The organism is Streptomyces sp. NPDC104814, assembly GCF_055583185.1.
Genome location: NZ_JBVJOL010000006.1, coordinates 123,091 through 143,560 on the forward strand (window position 1 = coordinate 123,091; position 20,470 = coordinate 143,560).

General features: G+C 73.8%; 22 protein-coding genes. 10 read left to right on the forward strand and 12 right to left on the reverse strand.

Annotated elements, in window-relative coordinates:
* Positions 1-141: 141 nt before the first annotated feature.
* The gene (locus ACZ64A_RS21240; protein ID WP_469812107.1) at positions 142-1,269 is read left to right on the forward strand and encodes an NADH:flavin oxidoreductase; all 1,128 of its coding nucleotides are present in this window, start codon (positions 142-144) and stop codon (positions 1,267-1,269) included.
* A gap of 212 nt (positions 1,270-1,481) precedes the next feature.
* On the opposite strand, the gene ACZ64A_RS21245 is transcribed toward ACZ64A_RS21240, so the two are convergent.
* From ACZ64A_RS21245 to ACZ64A_RS21255, 3 genes are all read right to left on the reverse strand, one after another.
* Positions 1,482-2,057, reverse strand: coding sequence for a hypothetical protein (locus ACZ64A_RS21245; protein WP_469812109.1), 576 nt, complete (start codon positions 2,055-2,057; stop codon positions 1,482-1,484).
* 52 nt (positions 2,058-2,109) lie between these two features.
* Positions 2,110-3,057 carry an N-acetylmuramic acid 6-phosphate etherase gene (gene murQ / locus ACZ64A_RS21250; protein WP_469812111.1) on the reverse strand — a complete coding sequence of 316 codons (948 nt, stop codon included), beginning with the start codon at positions 3,055-3,057 and terminating at the stop codon, positions 2,110-2,112.
* A gap of 150 nt (positions 3,058-3,207) precedes the next feature.
* Positions 3,208-4,095, reverse strand: a complete 888-nt coding sequence (locus tag ACZ64A_RS21255) for a MurR/RpiR family transcriptional regulator (protein ID WP_469812113.1) — start codon at positions 4,093-4,095, stop codon at positions 3,208-3,210.
* Between the two features lie 55 nt (positions 4,096-4,150).
* Between ACZ64A_RS21255 and ACZ64A_RS21260 the strand changes: the two genes are divergently transcribed.
* Both ACZ64A_RS21260 and ACZ64A_RS21265 read left to right on the forward strand, forming a co-directional pair.
* Positions 4,151-4,534, forward strand: coding sequence for a hypothetical protein (locus tag ACZ64A_RS21260; protein WP_469812115.1), 384 nt, complete (start codon positions 4,151-4,153; stop codon positions 4,532-4,534).
* Complete coding sequence (locus ACZ64A_RS21265; protein WP_469812117.1) at positions 4,531-4,800, forward strand: DUF4031 domain-containing protein; 270 nt, start codon at positions 4,531-4,533, stop codon at positions 4,798-4,800. The genes ACZ64A_RS21260 and ACZ64A_RS21265 overlap by 4 nt, the downstream gene beginning before the upstream one ends.
* A 46-nt stretch (positions 4,801-4,846) precedes the next feature.
* On the opposite strand, the gene ACZ64A_RS21270 is transcribed toward ACZ64A_RS21265, so the two are convergent.
* Complete coding sequence (locus tag ACZ64A_RS21270) at positions 4,847-5,926, reverse strand: GNAT family N-acetyltransferase (RefSeq protein WP_469812118.1); 1,080 nt, start codon at positions 5,924-5,926, stop codon at positions 4,847-4,849.
* A 10-nt stretch (positions 5,927-5,936) separates the two neighbouring features.
* Complete coding sequence (locus tag ACZ64A_RS21275) at positions 5,937-6,602, reverse strand: HD domain-containing protein (RefSeq protein ID WP_469812120.1); 666 nt, start codon at positions 6,600-6,602, stop codon at positions 5,937-5,939.
* Between the two features lie 47 nt (positions 6,603-6,649).
* On the opposite strand from ACZ64A_RS21275, the gene ACZ64A_RS21280 reads away from it, so the two are divergent.
* Entirely contained in the window at positions 6,650-7,312 is a 663-nt protein-coding gene (locus ACZ64A_RS21280) for a maleylpyruvate isomerase family mycothiol-dependent enzyme (RefSeq protein WP_469812121.1), read from the forward strand.
* 87 nt (positions 7,313-7,399) lie between these two features.
* The gene (locus ACZ64A_RS21285) at positions 7,400-8,077 is read left to right on the forward strand and encodes a copper homeostasis protein CutC (protein ID WP_469812123.1); all 678 of its coding nucleotides are present in this window, start codon (positions 7,400-7,402) and stop codon (positions 8,075-8,077) included.
* A 225-nt stretch (positions 8,078-8,302) separates the two neighbouring features.
* On the opposite strand, the gene ACZ64A_RS21290 is transcribed toward ACZ64A_RS21285, so the two are convergent.
* Entirely contained in the window at positions 8,303-10,267 is a 1,965-nt protein-coding gene (locus ACZ64A_RS21290; RefSeq protein ID WP_469812579.1) for a HelD family protein, read from the reverse strand.
* 331 nt (positions 10,268-10,598) lie between these two features.
* On the opposite strand from ACZ64A_RS21290, the gene ACZ64A_RS21295 reads away from it, so the two are divergent.
* Together ACZ64A_RS21295 and ACZ64A_RS21300 are read left to right on the forward strand one after the other, a co-directional pair.
* Entirely contained in the window at positions 10,599-10,814 is a 216-nt protein-coding gene (locus ACZ64A_RS21295) for a hypothetical protein (RefSeq protein WP_469812125.1), read from the forward strand.
* Positions 10,815-10,862: 48 nt separating this feature from the next.
* Positions 10,863-11,234 carry a hypothetical protein gene (locus tag ACZ64A_RS21300; RefSeq protein WP_469812127.1) on the forward strand — a complete coding sequence of 124 codons (372 nt, stop codon included), beginning with the start codon at positions 10,863-10,865 and terminating at the stop codon, positions 11,232-11,234.
* Between the two features lie 169 nt (positions 11,235-11,403).
* Here ACZ64A_RS21300 and ACZ64A_RS21305 read toward each other — a convergent pair whose 3' ends face one another.
* Together ACZ64A_RS21305 and ACZ64A_RS21310 are read right to left on the reverse strand one after the other, a co-directional pair.
* Positions 11,404-13,050 (reverse strand): DNA repair helicase XPB, encoded by a 1,647-nt coding sequence (locus tag ACZ64A_RS21305; RefSeq protein ID WP_469812129.1) that lies wholly within the window; start codon positions 13,048-13,050, stop codon positions 11,404-11,406.
* A gap of 135 nt (positions 13,051-13,185) precedes the next feature.
* Positions 13,186-15,699, reverse strand: coding sequence for a helicase-associated domain-containing protein (locus tag ACZ64A_RS21310; RefSeq protein WP_469812131.1), 2,514 nt, complete (start codon positions 15,697-15,699; stop codon positions 13,186-13,188).
* A 186-nt stretch (positions 15,700-15,885) separates the two neighbouring features.
* On the opposite strand from ACZ64A_RS21310, the gene ACZ64A_RS21315 reads away from it, so the two are divergent.
* Positions 15,886-16,848, forward strand: coding sequence for a hypothetical protein (locus ACZ64A_RS21315; RefSeq protein WP_469812133.1), 963 nt, complete (start codon positions 15,886-15,888; stop codon positions 16,846-16,848).
* A 69-nt stretch (positions 16,849-16,917) separates the two neighbouring features.
* Entirely contained in the window at positions 16,918-17,565 is a 648-nt protein-coding gene (locus ACZ64A_RS21320) for an HAD family hydrolase (RefSeq protein WP_469812135.1), read from the forward strand.
* Here ACZ64A_RS21320 and ACZ64A_RS21325 read toward each other — a convergent pair.
* Positions 17,529-17,792: a hypothetical protein gene (locus tag ACZ64A_RS21325; protein WP_469812136.1), complete on the reverse strand. Its 264-nt coding sequence runs from the start codon at positions 17,790-17,792 to the stop codon at positions 17,529-17,531. The two genes, ACZ64A_RS21320 and ACZ64A_RS21325, sit on opposite strands and share 37 nt — an antisense overlap.
* A gap of 151 nt (positions 17,793-17,943) precedes the next feature.
* On the opposite strand from ACZ64A_RS21325, the gene ACZ64A_RS21330 reads away from it, so the two are divergent.
* A complete protein-coding gene (locus ACZ64A_RS21330) occupies positions 17,944-18,327 on the forward strand; it encodes a cold-shock protein (protein WP_361631474.1) in 384 nt (127 codons plus the stop codon).
* 12 nt (positions 18,328-18,339) lie between these two features.
* On the opposite strand, the gene ACZ64A_RS21335 is transcribed toward ACZ64A_RS21330, so the two are convergent.
* Genes ACZ64A_RS21335 through ACZ64A_RS21345 form a run of 3 tightly spaced genes read right to left on the reverse strand, consistent with a single transcriptional unit; the run spans position 18,340 to position 20,397 of the window.
* Positions 18,340-19,200, reverse strand: coding sequence for a 1,4-dihydroxy-6-naphthoate synthase (locus ACZ64A_RS21335; protein WP_469812138.1), 861 nt, complete (start codon positions 19,198-19,200; stop codon positions 18,340-18,342).
* Positions 19,190-19,903 (reverse strand): futalosine hydrolase, encoded by a 714-nt coding sequence (locus ACZ64A_RS21340; RefSeq protein WP_469812580.1) that lies wholly within the window; start codon positions 19,901-19,903, stop codon positions 19,190-19,192. The genes ACZ64A_RS21335 and ACZ64A_RS21340 overlap by 11 nt, the downstream gene beginning before the upstream one ends.
* A 26-nt stretch (positions 19,904-19,929) precedes the next feature.
* Positions 19,930-20,397, reverse strand: a complete 468-nt coding sequence (locus ACZ64A_RS21345) for a DUF2771 domain-containing protein (RefSeq protein ID WP_469812140.1) — start codon at positions 20,395-20,397, stop codon at positions 19,930-19,932.
* Positions 20,398-20,470 lie beyond the last annotated feature (73 nt).

Genomic DNA, 20,470 nt, shown 5'->3' on the forward strand with positions numbered 1-20,470 from the left:
GGGGGTGCCGCCCTCGGGCGTGTCCGGGGTCACACGGGCCGGGCCCGCTGACCGGAATGAGGGACGGGCCGCGCATGGTTGCTTCAGTGAGTGCAACAATGCGCGTGCACATACCCTCCGGTCACTTGAGGAGCCCTGCCCATGAGCCTCGCCGAGCCCGCCGCCGCCCGCGCGGCCGCCCTGCTCTCCCGTCCGACGACGATCAACGGTCTGACCGTCCCGAACCGCATCGCCATGGCGCCGATGACCCGGATGTTCTCGCCGGGCGGCATCCCCGGTGAGGACGTGGTCTCGTACTACGCCCGCCGCGCCGCCGCCGGTGTCGGTCTGATCGTCACCGAGGGCACGTACGTCGGGCATGAGTCGGCGGGACAGAGCGACCGGGTGCCGCGCTTCCACGGCGAGGAGCAGCTGGCCGGGTGGGCGAAGGTCGCCGAGGCCGTGCACGCCGGGGGCGGCACGATCGTGCCTCAGCTGTGGCACATCGGCATGGTCCGCGAGCAGGGCCAGCCGCCCTTCCCGGACGCCCCGGCCATGGGCCCCTCCGGCCTCGTCACCGCCGGCGCCGAGCCCACCGGCAAGGCCATGACGCAAGGCGACCTGGACGACGTCGTCGCCGCGTTCGCCCAGGCCGCGGCCGACGCCGAGCGCATCGGCTTCGACGGCGTGGAGATCCACGGCGCCCACGGCTACCTGATCGACCAGTTCCTGTGGGAGGGCACCAACCGCCGCACCGACGCCTACGGCGGCGACCCGGTCGCCCGTACCAGGTTCGCGGCGGAGATCGTCGCGGCCGTCCGCGAGAAGGTGTCGCCGGAGTTCCCGGTCCTCTTCCGCTACTCGCAGTGGAAGCAGCAGGACTACGCCGCCCGTCTCGCCGAGACCCCCGAGGAGCTGGAGGCGATCCTCACGCCGCTGGCGGCCGCCGGTGTCGACGCCTTCCACGCCTCCACCCGCCGCTACTGGCTGCCGGAGTTCGACGGCTCCGACCTCAACCTGGCCGGCTGGACCAAGAAGCTGACCGGCAAGCCCGTCATCACCGTCGGCTCGGTGGGCCTCGACGGCGACTTCATCCACGCCTTCCAGGGCGAGGGCTCGCCGGTCAAGAACATCGACAACCTGCTGGACCGACTGGAGTCCGACGAGTTCGACCTGGTCGCCATCGGCCGGGCCCTGCTCCAGGACCCCGAGTGGGCGGCGAAGGTGCTCGCCGGCCGCTTCGACGAGCTGAAGCCGTACGACGCGGCGGCGCTGAAGACGCTTCGCTGAGGCGGGGCGGGGCGAGGCGGGCAGTTCCTCTGCGGGTGCGGGGTGGCTGGTCGCGCCCACGCGGCGGAGCCGCACATCGAACAGAGCCCGCGCCCCTTGGGGGTTGCCGTGCCGGTGCTCCGATGGCGGGGCGGCCTGGGGGGTTCGTGTGCGGGTGCGGGGTGGCTGGTCCCGCAGTTCGCCGCGCCCCTTGGGGGGTGCGGTGCCGGTGGCTACATGTTGCCCATCGGTTCGATGTCCACCTTCACCGGCGTGCCCCACACCCGCAGCACCTCGTAGTCGGTGAACTCGTGCACCAGCCGGTACGCCATCGCCGGCCGGGGCCCGCGCCGCTGGGCGGCCAGATACAGCTCGGCCTCCCGGCGGTCGTGGCGTGGCGTGCCGCACAGCTGCCACTCGCGGCCGTTCCACGCCTCCGCGAGCCACCGCTGCTGCGGCTGCGGCCGGTCCTCGCGCACGCCGTAGCGGGACGGCATCCGCTCGGCGGTGTCCACCCGCGGCCGGCCGTAGCCGCCGCCGACCTCGGCCCGCCGGGCCGCCCGCCGCCGTGTCTCGCACAGCAGGCACAGGTCCGGCGCGCTCTCGTCCACGGGGCCCTGCGGGTGCTCGGCGCAGCGGGTGGTCGGCGGCGCCGACGTCACGCTCTCCTCCAGCAGGTCCAGCGCCCGCCGCAGATCCGTCTTCACCTCGTGCAGCCGGGCGTCCGGAGTGTCGGTGGTGAGCGCCTCGCCGTGCTCGCCGAGGAGCCGGAGGGCGCGCCCGAGGGCGGTGAGCTGCGCGTGGTTCATGTACCCGAGGGTAGGCCGCGACCGCCGCTCCGCGTGCGCGGGGAAGGCGGACTCACTGCTCCGCGGACGCGTGGGCCGCCGCCAGCGCCGCGCGCAGATGCCCGTCGGACCGGGCCAGCAGGCGGGCCGCCGTCGGGCCGTCCACCTCGGCGAGCAGGGCCAGGATCGCGTTCTTCACCTCGCCGTCGGTGGCCGTGAGCGCCGCCTCGATCTCCTCCTCGCCCGCTCCGGTGGCGAGCGCGACGATCCGGCGGGAACGGGCGCGCAGCTTGGCGTTGGAGGCGCGCACGTCGACCATCAGGTTCCCGTAGGTCTTGCCGAGGCGGATCATCGTGATCGTCGAGAGCATGTTCAGCACGAGCTTCTGCGCGGTGCCGGACTTCAACCGGGTGGAGCCGGTGATCAGTTCGGGCCCCGCGACGATCTCGATCCCATGGTCGGCGGCCGCCGCGAGGGCACTGCCCGCGTTGCAGGCCAGGCCGATCGTCAGCGCTCCGCGCGAGCGGGCGTACTCGACCGCGCCGACGGCGTACGGGGTACGGCCGGAGGCGGAGACACCGACCACGCTGTCGTCCGGGGTCAGCGTCAGCGCGTCCAGGTCGGCGCGGGCCAGCTCCCTGGAGTCCTCGGCGCCCTCGACGGAGGTGACCATGGCCTCGGGGCCGCCGGCGATGAGCCCGACGACCTGGCCCGGCCGGGTGTTGAAGGTGGGCGGGCACTCGGAGGCGTCGAGCACGCCGAGCCGTCCGGCGGTGCCGGCCCCGGCGTAGACAAGGCGGCCGCCGCGGGACATCCGCTCGGCGACGGCGTCTACGGCCGCGGCGATCTGCGGCAGGCACGCGGCGACCGCACCGGGCACCCGGGCGTCCTCGGCGTTCATCAGGCGGGCGATCTCCAGGGTCGGCAGCTGATCGATCTCGGCGAGCTCGGGCCGGAAGGCCTCCGTGGTCAAGGAGTCGAGCTGGGCGCGCAGATCGGGGGCGTGGGGGTTGGTGGCCATGACGAACGGCTCTTTCGGTCGGGGGTGCGGATGTCTCACCCGAAGGGGTGCGGACTCTGTTCGATGTGCGGCTCCGCCGCGTGGGCGCGATCAGCCACAACGGACCCGCAGTCACCCACGACGTCGTTCCTGCGGTCTCGAGCGGCCGGGCTACCTTCGGTGCCGATGGGCCAGCGCTTCGTACGACGCCGCCAGCGCCGGCCCCGCCGTGTCGTACGTGCGCTGCGCCACGCCCACGAACAGGCAGTCCACCACGAGGAGTTGGCTGGTCCGGGAGGACATGGCCGCCGGGCGCAGCTCGCTCTCCCGGGAGGTGGAGGTGGTCAGCACATGGTCGGCGTACTGCGTGACATGGCTGTTGGGCCGTCCGGTGATCGCCACGGTGGTGGCGCCGTGCTCGAAGGCGACGCGCAGCGGTTCTATGACGTCGCCGGTGGAGCCGGAGTGGGTGATGGCGATCGCCACGTCCCCGGCGCGCAGCTGCACCGCGTTGGTGACGGCGAGGTGCGGATCGCTGTGGGCGTGCGCGATCAGGCCTATGCGCAGGAGCTTCTGGGTGAGGTCCTGGGCGACCAGGCCGGAGGCGCCGATGCCGTAGACGTCGGTGCGGCGGGCCGCGGCGAGCGCGCTGACGGCCGCGCCGAGCTGCCCGGTGTCGAGGCCGGCGGCGGTGTCCGCGAGGGTCTGCTGCTCGTCGTAGGCCAGTTTCGCCACGACGTCGGCGATCGGGTCGTCGACCGCGATGTCGGTGGTGATCGCGGGTGCGCGGCCGGACTGCTGCTGTGCGGCGAGGCCGGCGAGGGCCAGGCGCAGGTCGCGGTAGCCGGGGTAGCCGAGCAGGCGGGCGGTGCGCACGACCGTGGCCTCGCTGGTGCCGGTGCGTTCGGCGAGGCCGGTGACCGTGAGGGCGGCGCAGCCGGCCGGGTCGCTCGCGACGGCCTCGGCGACGCGTTGCATGGAACGGGTCATCGACGGGGCGAGCGTGCGCACCTTGGCGGCCAGCGCCCCACCGAAAATTTCCTTCACATCCTGGCTCACCCCTGAAAGATATTTCCGGCTCGGTGCTCGGGGCAAGAGTGCGCACAATGGGGACATGGATCCCATCAGCCCCCTGGAGCAGGCGCTGCACGCGGCCCGCGCGCGTGTGATGGCCGACCTGATCGCACGTGAGGTCGCCGAGGCGGACGTGGTGTCGCTCGTCGAGGACTCGATAGCCCAGCGCCGCTGGTGGGTCGAGCAGTGGCCGGACGGGGTGGCCTACCTCCCCGGGCTGGTCGCGCAGGACGTGCAGGACGCCCTGCTGGAGCGGTACGGCCGCTGGCCGCTGTGCCCGGTGTGCGGCTCCGGCGACCCGCACGCCCTCGACGTCGAGCCCGAACTGGGGCCCGATCCGCACTGGGTGTGCCACAAGGCGGGGGTGAAGGTCGCCGCGGTGGGCCGGCTCGGCGGGGCCGCGGGCGGGACGCGCTCCTCGTGACCGTGTACATCGACCCGCCGGTGTGGCCCGGGCACGGACGCGTGTGGTCGCACCTGGTGAGCGATGTGTCGTACGACGAACTGCACGCGTTCGCGGACGCGTTGGGCGTCCCGCGGCGGGCCTTCGAACGCGACCACTACGACATCCCGTCCCACCGCTACCCGGACGCGGTGGCCGCCGGGGCGGTCGAGGTCAGCAGCCGCGAGGTGGTCCGGCTGCTGACGGAGTCGGGCCTGCGCCGCCGCAAGGGCGCCGCCCGGCCGTAGGGGGTGTCTCGCGGCGGATCCGCGGCCGGGCCGCCCCTTACGGGGCTTACGCGGAGGACCCGCGGCGCAACGCGTATGCGAGCTGTGTGCCGTCGTCGCTGACCTGTGTGAAGCCGGCCCGGGTGATCACCGCTCGGGAGGGCTCGTTGTCCCGGTCGACGGTCGCGAAGACCACCCGCACGTCGTCCCGCTCGAGCGCCCAGCGCGACAGCACCCGCAGCGCCTCCGTCGCATAACCCCGGCCGCGGGCGGAGGGGACGAGGTCGTAACCGATCTCCACGCGGCCCTCCTCGTCCGGCGGGCCGTGAAAACCCATGCCGCCGATCGCGCGGCCGTCCTCCCGGCGCACGAGGACGAACATGCCGAACTCCGGCCGGTGCACGCCCGCCTCGTACGCCTGCGCCACCATCCCGGCCGCGCCCCGGGTGCCCTGGTACGGTCCGTCCTCGTCCCAGGTGAAGCCGCCGTCGCCGCCCAGGTTCAGGTCCCGCGCGGACGCGGGGCGCACGCCGGTCAGCGTCAGCCGCTCGGTCGCGATGACCAGGTTGTTGCGCCAGCGCCACTCGGTGACCGGGGCGCGGTCCGGCAGCTCGCCGCGCCCGGTGGCCCACAGCAGCGTCGGCCAGGGCGCGGGGCCCGGCTTGACGTGCGGGAAGAGGCGGGTGAGCACGTCCTCGCACAGCTCGGCGGGCGGCTCGTAGGCGAAGCCGAGGCCCTCGGCGATGTCATGGGTGTGCAGCAGCACCTCGGCGATGCCCATCGCGGCGAAGCCCTCGCGGTCGGCGCTGCGGAACGGGTACGGGTGGAAGGCGCGCACCTCGGGCGGGGTCGCGCGGACCGTGGTGGCCAGCAGGACGCCCATGGTCTCGATGACCTGCAGCACTCCGGAGTTGTCCGGATCACCCTCGAGGAACAGCTCGACGGGCACGTAGTCGTCCTGGGCCCGGCCCGCCAACTGCCCCGCGTAGGCGAAGAGATCCTCGGCGATGTGGAACGCCGTGCTGCGGCAGTCCCACTCCAGCCGGCCCGCCTTCGCCGCCGTCCAGTCCCGGTCCGCCACCGGCCGCAACGCCGCCAGGCAACCCGCCACGGCCGCGTCCACCTGGTCCCCGCCCCATGTCTTCATGAGCGGCACCCTAGGCATCCGGCGGTGCCGTGGTCGACAGCATTTCCAGCTCCGAGCGGAGGTTGTAGCGGGCGGTCGCCTCCCAGTGCTCCTGTCCGTACGGCGTGCTGAACAGCCGGGGCAGCGCGAGCAGATGGCGCAGGACGTCCGAACGCCCGGCCCGGAAGGCGTCGTTCGGCACGAAGTGGTACTCCTCGCGCACGGCCGCCGTGTACGCGGCGTACGCCGACGGGGGCGCCGCCAGGATCGCCAGGTCGGCGTCGCACAGCACCTGCCCGTTGCGGTCGCCGTCGGCCGGGTCGTGCCCGACGGTGAGCCGCACCAGCCGGGCCACCTCGGCGGTCTTCTCCGCGCGCAGACCCGCCTCGGGCAGGGCGCGCTCGGCGAGCCGGGCGGAGCGCTCCTCGTTCGTGGACCGCTCGGGCAGATAGACGGCGTCGTGGAACCAGGCGGCGAGGCGGACGAGGTCGGGGTCGTCGGCGTACTTCTCCAGCGTGTCCACGTGGTCGAGGACCGCGGTGAGGTGCGTGAGCGTGTGGTAGTGGCGCTGGGGTTCCTGCCAGCACCGCAGCAGGGCGTCGGCGTACCGGTACGGATCGCCGGCGCCGCAGTCGTCGTCGCACGCCGCGAGAAAGGCGCGCAGCCAGCGGGAACGCAGATCGTCGAGATCGGCCATGCGCTCATTCTCCCGCCATGCGCCGTAAGCCCCCTAGCGTGGAGGGCATGACGACTGATGTACGTGATCCGGAAGTGCCCGTACGGCTGCTGATCGCCGAGCGCGATGTGCTGATCCCGCTGCTGCGGTCCCGCCCCGACGCCGACTTCGCGCTGCCGACGGCGGCCTGTCCGGGGTGGTCGGTGCGGGATGTGCTGGCGCACTGTTCGGCCGCGCTGACCCGGGTGGTGCAGGGCCGCTTCGAGCCGGACGTGTTCTCCCCGCAGTCCAACGACCGGGACATCGCCGAGCGCGCCGAGTGGACGAACGCCCAGGTGGTGGACGAGCTGGAACGCGGCATGACCGAGGCGGGCCCGCTGATCGCCGAGGCGGGCGGGAAGCTGGACGGGCTCGCGCTGGGGGAGTGGGTGCACGCCGGCGACGTGCGCGACGCCCTCGGGGAGCCCGGCGCGTACGGCGGGCCCGCGCTGCCGTACGCCCTCGCGCTGCTGGTGCGGCGGACGCAGGAGCGCGACCACCTGCCGCTCCAGGCGGACCTGGACGACGTCGACGAGCCGCTGCGGCTCGGCGCCATCGTGCAGGAGCGGCCGCCGGCCCGCTACATCGGGGACGCGGCGACGCTGGTCCGGCTGTACGCGGGCCGGCCGGTGAAGGCGGGCGGATACGAACTGGCGGGGGCGCGGGAGGAGGAGCTGAACGTGTTCGGCTGAGGGACCGCGTTTCCCGGGGACCCCCTCGGCGTATCCTCAATTGGACTAGACCTGTAGTAGCCCGTCCGAGCCGACGAATGGGGTCCCATGAGCAAGCGCGCAGTCCTGGAGGTGATCGCCCTCGACGCGGCGGACGCCGTCGCCGCCCAGGCCGGAGGCGCGGACCGCCTCGAGCTGGTCACCGACATGGCCGCCGACGGGCTCACCCCGTCCGTGGACACCTTCACCGCGATCCGCGCCGCGGTCCACATCGACCTGCGGGTGATGCTGCGGCTCGCGGACGGGTTCGCGGCGGGGGACCTCCGTCGGCTGGTGGACACGGCGCGGGAACTGCGGGCGGCCGGCGCCGACCAGTTCGTGCTCGGGTTCCTCGACGCGCACGGCGGGGTGGACCTGGCGGCCGTCGAGCGGGTGGTGTCCGTGCTCGACGGCTGCGCGTGGACGTTCCACCGGGCCATCGACCACTGCGCCGACCGGGACGCGCTGCGCAAGGCGCTGGACGGGCTGCCGGGGCTGGACGCGTACCTCACCGCCGGGGACGCCTCCGGCGTCGACGCGGGTATGCCGACGCTGCTGGCGGAGGCGGGGCGGTACGAGCAGCGCATCCTCGTGGGCGGAGGGCTGCGGCTCGACCACGTCCCCGCGCTGCTCGCGGCCGGGATCGACGCGTTTCACATCGGCGGAGCGGCGCGTGCCACGGGGTGGGCCGGGCCGGTTTCGGTCGAGGCGGTCGCCGAGTGGCGCAGGGTGCTGGACGGGGAGTAGCGCCGCGGGGGTTCAGCCGGGGGCCGGGTGCGAGTCGTTCGTGGCTGGTCGCGCAGTTCCCCGCGCCCCTGGGGAACTGCAGGTCCGTCGGCTACGGCGTCAGCCCCCGGCGCCCTGGGGAACTGCAGGTCCGTCGGCTACGGCGTCAGCCCCCGCGCCCCTGGGGCACTCCGGCGCCGTTGGCTGTGACTCAGCCCCCCGCTTCCCCTTCGGGGGCGCTTTCGCTCAGGCCAGTTGATCGGGCAGCGGGGACGCGTGGGTCACGATCAGGCCCGAGACCGCCCTCGTCAGGGCCACGTACAGGCGGCGCAGGCCCGTGCGCTCGTCCGGTTCTCCGTCGACCACCGCCCGGGGCTCGTCCAGGACCACGTAGTCGTATTCGAGGCCCTTGGCCAGGGAGGCCGGGACCAGGGTGAGCCGGGTGTCGGGGGTCGTCTCCTCGCCCGGGGCGAGATACGTCAGGCCCGCCGCCGTCAGCGCCTCGGCCAGCGCCGGGATGCGCGTGTCGGCGGCGATGAGGCCGATGGAGCCCTCGTGGCCGAGCAGTTCACGGCAGGCGACGACGACGTCTCCGGCCCCGTCGACCGGGCGGACCTCGAAGAAGCCCGGGTTCTCCCGGACCGACGCGACCGGGGTCAGGCCCGGCGCGATGTGGGGCAGCAGCCGGGACGCGTAGGCGATGACGTCCGTCGGCACGCGGAAACCGGCGGTCAGCTCCTCCACGACGGCGTCGGACTTGCCCAGGTGGGCGAGGGCCTCCTGCCAGCTGCGCGTCGCCCACGGTGTGGTGCCCTGCGCCAGGTCGCCGAGGACGGTCGCCGAGCCGGTGGTGCAGCGCCGGCCCACCGCCCGGTACTGCATGGGCGACAGGTCCTGCGCCTCGTCCAGGACCACGTGCCCGAGGGAGTGCGTGCGCAGGATCAGGTCGGACGCCTCGTCGATCAGGACGGCGTCCGCGGGCGACCACCTCGCCGACTTCGCGCTGCGGGCCGGCTTCACCCACAGGATCGCCTTCTGCTCCTCGTCGCTCAGCACTCCGCGCGCGTGCTCGGCGAGGAACTCCGCGTCGGACAGCAGGCGCAGCACCAGCTTGGCCGGGTCGACGGCCGGCCAGATCGTCTTCACGGCCGCCTTCACCGCCGTGTTGCGGGCCACCGCGTCCTGCACCCGGTCGTCGGGGGCCTCCCCGGCGCGTTCCATCTGCACCAGCACCGCGTGCGCGATCCGCTGCGGCAGCGCCTCGCGGGCGGCGCCGTAGCGGATGCCGCGCTCCAGCAACTCCCGTACCAGTTCCTCGATCTCGTACGCGGCCACGCGCCAGCGGCGTGAGCCGCGCACCACGACGACCGGCTCGGTGGGCATGGTGACGTGGGAGTACAGGGCGCGCCGGAGCACCTCGGCCATCCGGGCGTCGCCCTTGACCAGGGCGGCGTCCGCGTCGTCCAAGCCCCGGACGTCGACGACGGCGACGAGGTCGTCCACCGTGGCCTGCTGCACGGTCAGCTCGCCCAGCGCGGGCAGCACCTGCTCGATGTAGTGCAGGAAGCTCTTGTTCGGCCCGATGACGAGGGTGCCGGTGCGGGCGAGGCGTTCCCGGTGGGCGTACAGCAGATACGCGACGCGGTGCAGGCCGACGGCCGTCTTGCCGGTGCCGGGGCCGCCCTGCACGCACACCGTGCCGCTCAGCCCGCTGCGGACGATCTCGTCCTGCTCGGGCTGGATGGTGGCGACGATGTCCCGCATCGGACCGACACGCGGCCGCTCGATCTCCTGCTGGAGCAGCCGGCTGGTCTGCGCCGCCTCCGCCGGGTCCGACAGGTGCTCGTCCTCGTACGCGGTCAGCTCGCCGCCGGTGTACCCGAAGCGGCGGCGCAGCGCGATGTCCATCGGGTCCTTCTTGGAGGCCCGGTAGAACGGCTGCGAGACGGGTGCGCGCCAGTCGATGACCATGGGGTCGCCGGCCGCGTCGTGCACATGCCGCCGCCCGATGTAGAACTGCTCGCCCTGCGCGCCCTCGGCCCTGTCGGCGCCGGGCGCGTGCTGGTAGTCGAGGCGGCCGAAGAACAGCGGGGTGTCGCTGAGGTCGGCGAGCGCCTTGATGCGGTCGTCGATCTGGCGGGCGAGGACCTGGGCGTTGACCCAGTTCGCGGCGACGTCGGTGATGTCGAGGGCCTCGACGTCCTCACGCATCGCACGCAGCGCGGCACGGGAGCCGGCGAGGTGGGCTCGCTCCCGGGCCAGGGGGTCGTCGGCGGACGGGGACACGGGCGTGGACAAGGGGATGCCTCCGGAAGGACCTGCGCGGGGGTGACTCCTGGACTTCTCCGGCCGGTTGCCGACCGGCCGACGGCACTCCGCGATGGGAGGCGGGCAAGAGCGGAGATTCTAGGCGACGGGGCGGGGCGGGGCCAATGAATATCCGGTGCGGAGATCCCTTAGGGGATGTGCCCCGCCCGGCTTAGGGGAAGGAGCAGCCCGGAGACCGACGACACCCTTATGTCCCCGATCGCACCATGGAGACATGACGACAGCGACGTTCAGCCCAGCGCCCGGACGCCCTTCCGGCGCCACCCCGATAGCCGCCGGCCACCGTCACCTCCTCGGTGACGCCCTGCGCGCGGTCAAGGTCTACGCCCGCGCCGCCTTCGACGTGGTCATCCTCGGTGAGTACGGAGAGGAGGCGGGCGTCCGCCGCCGGTACGGACCGCGGTTGAGTACGCCGACACCGCCGGGGTGAGTACCCGCGCCGGTGCGCGGGGCCCCGCCCGGCGGCTTGACTTCGGCCATGACCACACAGCACTTCGCGCCCCTGCCGGCACCCGAGGCCGACCGTGACGGGCGGGCCTGGATCGCGCCCGGCGTCGCCACGGCCGCTCTGGGTGTCCTCGGACCGGCCGCGCTGGTCTTCGGCGGGCTGTCGGACATGGCCACCGACGCCTGCGGCCCGGACGACTGCTCGCAGTCCCTGGAGACCTCGCTGGCGCTGATCCACGCGACTCTCTCGTACGGCGGTTTCGCCACCCTCGCGGTCTGGCTCACCGCCTGGCTGCTGCCGCGGCGGCGCCGCTGGTCCCGGCTGCGGGCCTCGCTGGCGGCCGTATCCGTGCTGCCGCCGCTGTTCGTCCTGCTGCTGGTGTTCTCGCTCCCCGCGGGATGACCGGGCCGTCCGCGGGAACATCCGGGCTGCCCGTGGGAACATCCGGGCTGCCCGTGGGATGACCGGCTCGCCCGTGGGACATCCACGCGCCCGCGGGATGCCCCCTGCCCGCGGGGACATCCGGCCCGCGGGTGACCGCGGCCGGCCGCTCAGCCCCCGGCCGGGACTCTCAGGCGTCCTCCGCCAGCAGTTCGTCCGCGTCCATGATCCGGTACGCGTAGCCCTGTTCCGCCAGGAAGCGCTGGCGGTGGGCGGCGAAGTCCTGGTCGAGGGTGTCGCGGGCGACGACCGAGTAGAAGTGGGCCTGGTGGCCGTCCGCCTTCGGCCGCAGCACGCGGCCCAGCCGCTGCGCCTCCTCCTGCCGCGACCCGAACGTCCCGGACACCTGCACGGCGACCGTCGCCTCCGGCAGGTCGATGGAGAAGTTCGCGACCTTGGAGACCACCAGCACGTTGATCTCCCCGGCCCGGAAGGCGTCGAAGAGCTTCTCGCGCTGGGCGTTGGACGTCTCGCCCTTGATGACCGGCGCGCCCAGGTGCTCGCCCAGCTCGTCGAGCTGGTCGATGTACTGCCCGATGACGAGGATCTGCTGCCCGGCGAAGCGCCGCACGATCGCCTCGGTCACCTTCCGCTTGGTGTCCGTCGTCGCGCAGAACCGGTACTTCTCCTCCGCCTCGGCGGTCGCGTACGCGAGGCGCTCGGAGTCCGTCAGGTTCACCCGGACCTCGACGCAGTCGGCGGGCGCGATGTAGCCCTGCGCCTCGATCTCCTTCCACGGCGCGTCGAACCGCTTCGGCCCGATGAGGGAGAACACGTCCGACTCCCGGCCGTCCTCGCGCACCAGCGTCGCCGTCAGACCCAGCCGGCGCCGCGCCTGGAGGTCGGCGGTGAACTTGAACACCGGCGCGGGCAGCAGGTGCACCTCGTCGTAGACGATCAGGCCCCAGTCCCGGGAGTCGAACAGCTCCAGGTGCGGGTAGACGCCCTTCCGCTTGGTCGTCAGCACCTGGTACGTGGCGATGGTGACGGGCCGGATCTCCTTGCGCGTCCCGCTGTACTCGCCGACCTCGTCCTCGGTCAGCGAGGTCCGCTTCACCAGCTCGTGCTTCCACTGCCGCGCCGAGACGGTGTTGGTGACCAGGATCAGCGTCGTGGACTTGGCCTGGGACATCGCCCCGGCCCCCACCAGCGTCTTCCCCGCGCCACACGGCAGCACGACGACGCCGCTGCCGCCGTGCCAGAAGTTCTCCACGGCCTGCTTCTGGTAGGGGCGCAGCGCCCAGCCGTCCTCGTGCAGCTCGATGGGGTGCGCCTCGCCGTCGACGTACCCGGCGAGGTCCTCGGCCGGCCAGCCGAGCTTCAGCAGGGTCTGCTTGATCTGCCCGCGCTCGGAGGGGTGCACGATCACCGTGTCCGGGTCGATCCGCGCTCCCACCAGCGGAGCGATCCGCTTGGAGCGCAGCACCTCCTCCAGCACCGGCCGGTCGGTGCTGGTGAGCACCAGTCCGTGCGCCGGGTGCTTGTGCAGGGTCAGCCGCCCGTAGCGGTCCATGGTCTCGGCGATGTCGACGAGCAGCGCGTGCGGCACCGGGTACCGGCTGTACTGCACGAGCGCGTCGACGACCTGCTCGGCGTCGTGACCTGCGGCGCGCGCGTTCCACAGCCCGAGCGGCGTCAGCCGGTAGGTGTGGATGTGCTCCGGCGCCCGCTCCAGCTCGGCGAACGGCGCGATGGCCCGACGGCACTCGTCGGCCTGCTCGTGGTCGACCTCCAGGAGCAGGGTCTTGTCGGACTGGACGATCAGCGGTCCGTTCACGCGCGGCACACACCCTTTCCACAACGGCCCAAACGTCCAGTGTGCCGCACCCGGGGGTCAACCGTCCGCGAGCACCGTCACTCCCCCGGGCACCGTCACTCGCCCACCAGCACCGTCACTCCTCCCGGGGCGCCGTCACTCGTCCGCGAGCTCGGCCACGCCCGTGATCCGGTGCAGGGGGAACGTGCGGACTTCGTCCGCGGTGTGGTCGTACGCCGTCACGAAGCCGCCCTCGACCCGGACCGGGGCGATCACCCGCTGGCTGGCGGCGCCCTCGGCGTTGACGAAGCCGATCCACACGGCCTCGCCGGTCAGGCAGGCGGCCTGCATGGTGGCGAGGGTCTCGGCGGAGGAGGTGCGCGGCAGCTCGCCCGGCACCACCGCGCCCTCGCTCGGCTTGCGGGGCGCCGTGGAGGCGAGGTCACCGGCGCGGATCGCGCGGATCGCCGCCGCTAGCAGTGTCGCGTCCGGCACCGGCGGCCCGTCCGGCACGGGCTCCGGGGCGGTCCGCGGCGGTGTGCGGTGGACGTCGGCCCGCGCGATCACCACATCGCCCTCCGCGGACTCGGCGGCCGGCGCGAACCCCATCGCCCGCAGCCCCTCCAGCAGCGCCGCCGGATCGGCCTGGGTGGCCAGCACGGTCGGCGCGAGGCGCCGCAGCCGCAGCGCGGCGGCCCGGCGGTCGGCGAGGATCTCGTTGAGCAGGGCGTCGTCGTCGCAGCGCACGTACGCCGAGGCGGCCCCCACCCGCAGATGCCCGTGCTTGCGGGCCACGTCGTCGATCAGATAGGCCAGCGGCTGCGGCACCGGCGTCCGCGCGTGCGCGGCGAGGAAGGCGTGCAGGTCGGCCGCGGTCTGCCCGGCGTCCAGCGCCCGCCGCACGGAGGCGGGCGTGAACCGGTACACGGTCGCGCCACCCTTCGACTCCACGTCCGCGAGCACCCCGAGCATGTCGGCGAGCGGCCGTCGCAGGGGCCCGGGCGCCACGGCCGTCAGATCGGCCTGCAGCAGCACGTGGTCCAGCGGCTCGGGCAGCAGCGGCGCGAGCACACGGGCGGCCGCGGCGGTGGCGGCGGCCTGCTCGGCCGGCGTGAGGGGGGCGACGAAACGCGGACGGTGATGATGGACCGGCAGCTTGTCCCCGGGCCCCGCGGGCTCCTCACGCGCCGCCTCCGCCGCGGGCATCCCCAGCAGCGCCCGCCCGTGAGCGGACAGCGCGCCGCGCCCGGTCACCCCGATCAGCTCGGCCTCGTTCAGCGTCCACTGGGCGAGTCGCGTCCGCAGGTCCTCCTCCCGCCGCTGCGGACGCTCCCAGCGCAGCCGCTCCAGCACCGACCCGGCGACCGGGGCCGCGCCCTCCGGCAGGGCGGCCAGCAGCGTCAGCACCCGGTGGCGGACCTCGGGGGCCGCTGACCGGTCCAGTCCCGGCCCGAGCGCGGCCAGCGTCCGCTCCTTGGCGTCCCGGCCGCCGACCAGCCCGGCCGTCCGCGTGGCCGCGAGCCACGCCTCGGCGAGCCGCCCCCACCGCTCGGCGGGCGGCAGCTCCCGCCATTCGTCGTACGCCGGTGTGGCCGCGTACCGCTCGTCGGCCTCCCCGTCGGAGGCGACCAGACCGGCGGCGTACGCCAGCTCCACCCAGAAAGCGGCCACGGGCTCGGAGACGTCCAGGGCGACGGCGGTCCGTTTGAGGTCCCGCACGCTGAGCCCGCCGGCCCGCAGCACGGCGGGCCCGCCCTCGTCCCACTCCTTCAGCAGCTCCTCGACGGTCGCCAGGGCGCTCAGCGCCTGCCCGGCGGCCGTACTGTCCACAACCTGTGGACGGTGCACCGCGCCGGCGGCCACCACCGGCGGCACCGGCTCCGGCTCCCGGTGCGCCCGCCCGCCCCGCAGATGCAGGGCCACCTCCCGGGGCAGTACGACGGTCCCGGGCGCCGTCGGCAGCAGCAGCCCCCGGTCCAGCAGCCACCGCAGATGCGCCGCGGGATCGGCCGTGACCTGCCCGTACGGCGGCCCCCACACCAGCCGCTCCAGCACCTCGCGCGCCTCGGCGGGAGCCTGGCCGAGCAGGCGGCCCATCCGTCCGCGGTCCGTGAACAGCGCGGTCAGCGCGGCCACGGCGGACACCGAGTCGTGCGTGGAGGACAGCCCGGCAGCCGCGACGATCTCCTGGATGCGCCCCGGCGACATCCCGGCCGTCGCCTCCTGCACGGTCGGTCCCAGCCCGGTCGGGGACGGATGCTGCGGCGAGGGCGCGAGCAGTTCACGGGCGGTGCGCACCAGCCGCAGCCGGTCGTCGCCGCCCCACACCAGCGCCTGCTCGCGCAGGCCGCCGAGGGCGTGCGGCAGCGCGGCGACGACGGCCGCGTCCCGCTCGTCACCGGCCATCAGAGCGAGCAGCTCCTCGTACGTCGCCGGGTCACCCGCGACGGCCAGCGCCTGGGCGGTCTGCAGCGCGAACCGGTCCAGCCGCTCCAGCGCCCGCACGACGCTCGCCCGCGTACCGGCACGGGTGGCGAGCTGCGTGAGGTCCGTCGGGACGGGGGTGATCAGATCGGGACGGCTGCGCAGCAGGGCGGCGAGGGAGGCGTCCTCGCGCCCACGGAGGGCTTCCGCGAGGGAGCGGGGTGCCGGGGTGTCCTCGATGCTCATCCGAACCACGTTAGCGGGTCCCCTGCGGGGGGCCGCTGTGAAACCGGCGGCACGACCGGCCGACCCGGGGGCGCGGGGAACTGCGCGAGCAACCACCCACCACCCGTGGACGAACGACCCCCCGCGCGGGACGCGCTACCGTCGTCCGACGGGGTATCAGGACACGCGCACCCCCGGAGGGGCTTCGTGGGGATCGAGAGCGACAAGGTCGTCTACGAGTATTTGAGCCGCGTCGGCGACGTGGCGCAGCAGCGTCAGCTGCCGTCCGCCACCCGGATGCGTCTCGTCGCCGGCCTGCGCGACGAGATCGACAAGCGCCGCGCCAAGACCGTGGTCGACAGTCCGGCCGCCGTACGCCGCATCATCGAACGGCTCGGCAGCCCCGACGACATCGTCACGGCCGCCGGCGGCACCGCCGGCCCCACGCCCCCGTCCACGGCCGTACCCGAGCAGCGAGAGGGCGGCACCGGCGCGGCCGAGCCCGCCGCGCGCCGCGGCCGGTTCCTCCCGCGTCCCCGCCCCACCGCCCCGCCGGCGCCCCCCGCCTCCGCTCCCTCCCCGCCCCACGTCGCGAGCGCCGCCGAGCTGGGCGGCCCCGCCGTGCCCCCCGACTGGTGGCGCACGGACCTCAGCGACGAAGTCCCCGGTTTCACCGGCGGCGTGGAGATCCCCGACCTGCTCAAGCCGCCCCCGCGGCCGAAACCGGACAAGCCGGACCCGGAGGAGGAGCCGGCCGCGCCCGCTCCGGAGGAGGAAGCGGCAGGCGACGCGGACGCGCCCGTACGCCGCCGCATCCTCGCCCTGTCCTCCGGCCGCCGGCGCAACCCCCTGCTGCTGCTCGGTGCCGCGAGCCTCGTCGTCGGCGCCGTGCTCGGCAACTGGTACGCGCTGCTGCTGGGCTGGCTGATCGCCTACGCCTCCCGCCGCCTGACCCCGGCGGAGGCCAAGTGGGCGGTGATGGGCCTGCCCGGCGCCGCCCTGGCCACGGGCCTGGTGTGGCTGTGGGGCCGTACCCAGGGCCGCTGGGGCACCCCCATCGCCGACGGCCACATGAACGAGGCGATCGCCGGGACCTGGCCGTGGGTCGTGCGCGGCGCGGCGGTCGCGTCGGCCCTGTTCCTGGTCTGGCGCTCACAGAGGGAACGCTGACCCCGGCCCTGCCGCCCGGACCGTCCCGGCGCCGCGGGGCCGCCTCGGCCACCCGGCACAATGTCCCTCATGACTGCCCCGGCCCCCGTCGCCCCCACCGTCGGCTTCGACCTCGACATGACCCTGATCGACTCCCGCCCCGGCATCCGCGCCTGCTACCGGGCGCTGTCGGAGCGGACCGGCACCTATGTCGACGCCGACCTCGCGGTGACCCGGCTGGGCCCGCCGCTCACCGAGGAGCTGGCGAACTGGTTCCCGGCGGACGAGGTGGCCGAGGTCGCCGAGCTGTACCGCGCGATGTACCCGACGTACGCCGTGGCCGCCAGCCCCGCCCTGCCCGGCGCCCGTGAGGCGGTGGCGGCGGTGCGGGAGGCCGGCGGACGCGCGATCGTCGTCACGGCGAAGTACGAGCCGAGCGCGAAACTGCACGTCAGCCACCTCGGCCTGGAACCCGACGCGGTGATCGGCGACCTGTGGGCGGAGCGCAAGGCAAAGGCGCTGCGCGCGCACGGCGCCGGCGTGTACGTCGGCGACCACCTCGGTGACGTACGCGGTGCCCGCGCGGCCGGGGCGCTGTCGGTGGCGGTGGCGACCGGCCCGTGCACCCCCGAGGAACTCCGCGCGGCCGGCGCGGACGTGGTTCTCGCCGATCTCACGGAATTCCCGCAGTGGCTTTCGGCCTACCTCGACGACGCTCCGGAGGCGGTCCGCGCCTGACGCCGTCCCGCCGCGGCCGAGCGCAGCACGCCTGCCCCCGCGAGAACGAACCCGACGGCCATGAGCATGCTCAATCCGAACATGTAGGTCGGAAAAGGCGACGTTCCGAAGAACAACGGGGCGATCGTGACCAGGGTGGCCACGGCGCCGATGAAGAAGACGATCGCACCGGCACGGATCAGCCGATCACCGGGCGCGGCGGAATTCGGTTGGGTTTTGTCACGCACCCGACCAGGGTAGTTCCCAGCGCGAAGGAACAACCGGGCGACGTCTTGTCAGCCGCCCGAAGACCATTAGCCTTGGAACCGGCGGGTCAAGGTCGACCCGCCCGGCTTGTTATTGAGCAGCTTTCCGACGAGTACGAGGACGAGGACAGACGTGCCTACCGGCAAGGTCAAGTGGTTCAACAGCGAGAAGGGCTTCGGCTTTCTCTCCCGCGACGACGGCGGTGACGTCTTCGTCCATTCCTCGGTCCTCCCCGCCGGAGTCGAGACCCTCAAGCCCGGTCAGCGCGTCGAGTTCGGCGTCGTCGCCGGGCAGCGCGGCGACCAGGCGCTGTCCCTGACCGTACTCGACCCGACGCCGTCGGTCGCGGCCGCGACCCGCAAGAAGCCCGACGAACTGGCTTCCATCGTGCAGGACCTGACGACCCTTCTGGAGAACGTCACCCAGACCCTGGAACGCGGCCGCTACCCCGAGAAGACCGCCGGGAAGAAGGTCGCCGGGCTGCTGCGCGCGGTGGCCGACCAGCTCGACGTCTGATCCCGGCGGCGATCAGGGGAAATCCAGCGCGTCCGGTCCGAGGGGCGGCACCAGCCCCTCGGCCGCCGCACGCGTGAGCAGTCCGCGCACGGCCGCGTAGCCGTCCTCGCCGAGGTCGGCGGTGAACTCGTTGACGTACAGCCCGATGTGCTGGTCGGCGACGGCCGGGTCCATCTCCTGGGCGTGCTCCATGACGTAGGGCCGCGACGCCTCCGGGTCGTCCCACGCCGCGCGGACGGACGTCCGGATGGACTCGGCGATCAGCTTCAGCGCGTCCGCGCCCAGCGAGCGCCTGGCGATGATCGCGCCCAGCGGGATGGGCAGCCCGGTGGTGTCCTCCCAGTGCTCGCCCATGTCGGCGAGCTTGTGCAGCCCGTAGTTCTGGTACGTGAACCGCGCCTCGTGGATGACGAGTCCCGCGTCCACCTTGCCGTCCCGCACCGCCGGCATGATCTCGTGGAACGGCATCACGACGATCTCGCCCACCCCGCCCGGTACGACGTCGGCGGCCCACAGCCGGAACAGCAGATACGCCGTCGACCTCTCGCTCGGCACGGCGACGGTACGGCCGCTCAGGTCGAGACCGGCCTCCCGGGTGAGCACCAGCGGCCCGCAGCCCCGGCCCAGCGCACCCCCGCACGGCAGCAGCGCGTAGTCGCCGAGCACATACGGCAGGACGGCGTACGACACCTTCAGCACGTCCAGCTCGCCGCGCTCGGCCATGCCGTTGGTGATGTCGATGTCCGCGAACGTCACGTCCAGCGCGGGGGCGCCGGGGACGCGGCCGTGGGCGAGGGCGTCGAAGACGAAGGTGTCGTTCGGGCAGGGGGAGTAGGCGATCTGCACGGGCTCGGGCAGGGGCTCACCGGTCATGTGGGTTCCAACTCGTGAGGACGGGCGCCAGCTTCCCGAACCCCTCGGTCAGGGCGGCGAGCGCGTCGGCGATGCGCCAGGCGGCGCGGTCGCGCGGGCCGACGGGGTTGGAGACGGCGCGGATCTCCAGGACGGGCACGCCGTGCGCGGCGGCGGCCTCGGCGACGCCGAAACCTTCCATCGCCTCGGCGAGGGCGCGGGGGTGGCGCTCGCGCAGCGCGGCGGCGCGCGCGGCGCTGCCGGTGACCGTGGACACGGTCAGCACGGGCCCCGTGGGGGCGCCGAGGGCCTGCGCGGCCTGCCGGACCAGGCCGGCCGGCGGGCGGTGGGTGACGGTGCCGAAACCCAGCTCGGTGACGGGCAGGAAACCGTCGGGGGTGTCGGCGCCCAGGTCGGCGGCGGTGATCTCGTCGGCGACGACGAGGGAGCCGACGGGGGCGAGCGGCAGGAAACCGCCGCCGATGCCGGCACAGACGACCAGGTCGTACGGGCTGCCCGCGAGGGCGGCGGCGGTCAGCGCGGCGGCCGTGGACGCGGCGGCGAGCGCCGGCCCGACGCCGGCGGCGACCAGGTCGCAGACGGGCGCCCGCAGCACGGTCACGCCGGGCAGGCGCAGCTCCTCATCGGGGCCGTCCGCACCGTGGCCGGGGAACGCCCGCGCCACCGCGTCCCGCTCCACGGGGACGGCGGTGGCCACGAGCAGTCGTGCCGGAGTGGGCGAGGACGTGATCAGGCGCCCTTCTTGAGCTTGAAGGACCAGATGCCCTCGACGTCCTTCTCGCCCGCCTTGATGGAGACGAAGGTGGTGTCGCCGCTGGCACCGTACTGGGCGTTGAAGAACACGCTGCCCGGGATGGTGCGGTAGGTCTTCTTGCTGGCGTCGGTCAGCGGCTGGCCGTTCATGAGGATCGTCCAGCTCTTGTCCGCGATCTCCGGGTCGACGCCGAAGCGCACGGTCGCGTCCGGGTCGACGGTGATCGACTTGTCCGCCTTCAGGCACTTGGCGAGCTCGGAGGTCTTGATCGCCTTGCCGTCGTTGTAGCAGGTCGCCTCGGAGTTGACCGAGCTCCTGCCGACGGTGATCGTCGACATCGGCGTCGGCTTGTCGCAGGCCGACAGGACGAGCAGTCCGGCGGAAACGGCGCCGGCGGCGGCGACGGCGCGGCGGCGTCGCACGACGGATTGCAGGAAGGTCATGGCCGAAGGCTATCGCCTGGCGGCGCCCGCGCCGTTTCTGGGGGTCGCGAGGCGTCGCCGGATGCCCTCGGCC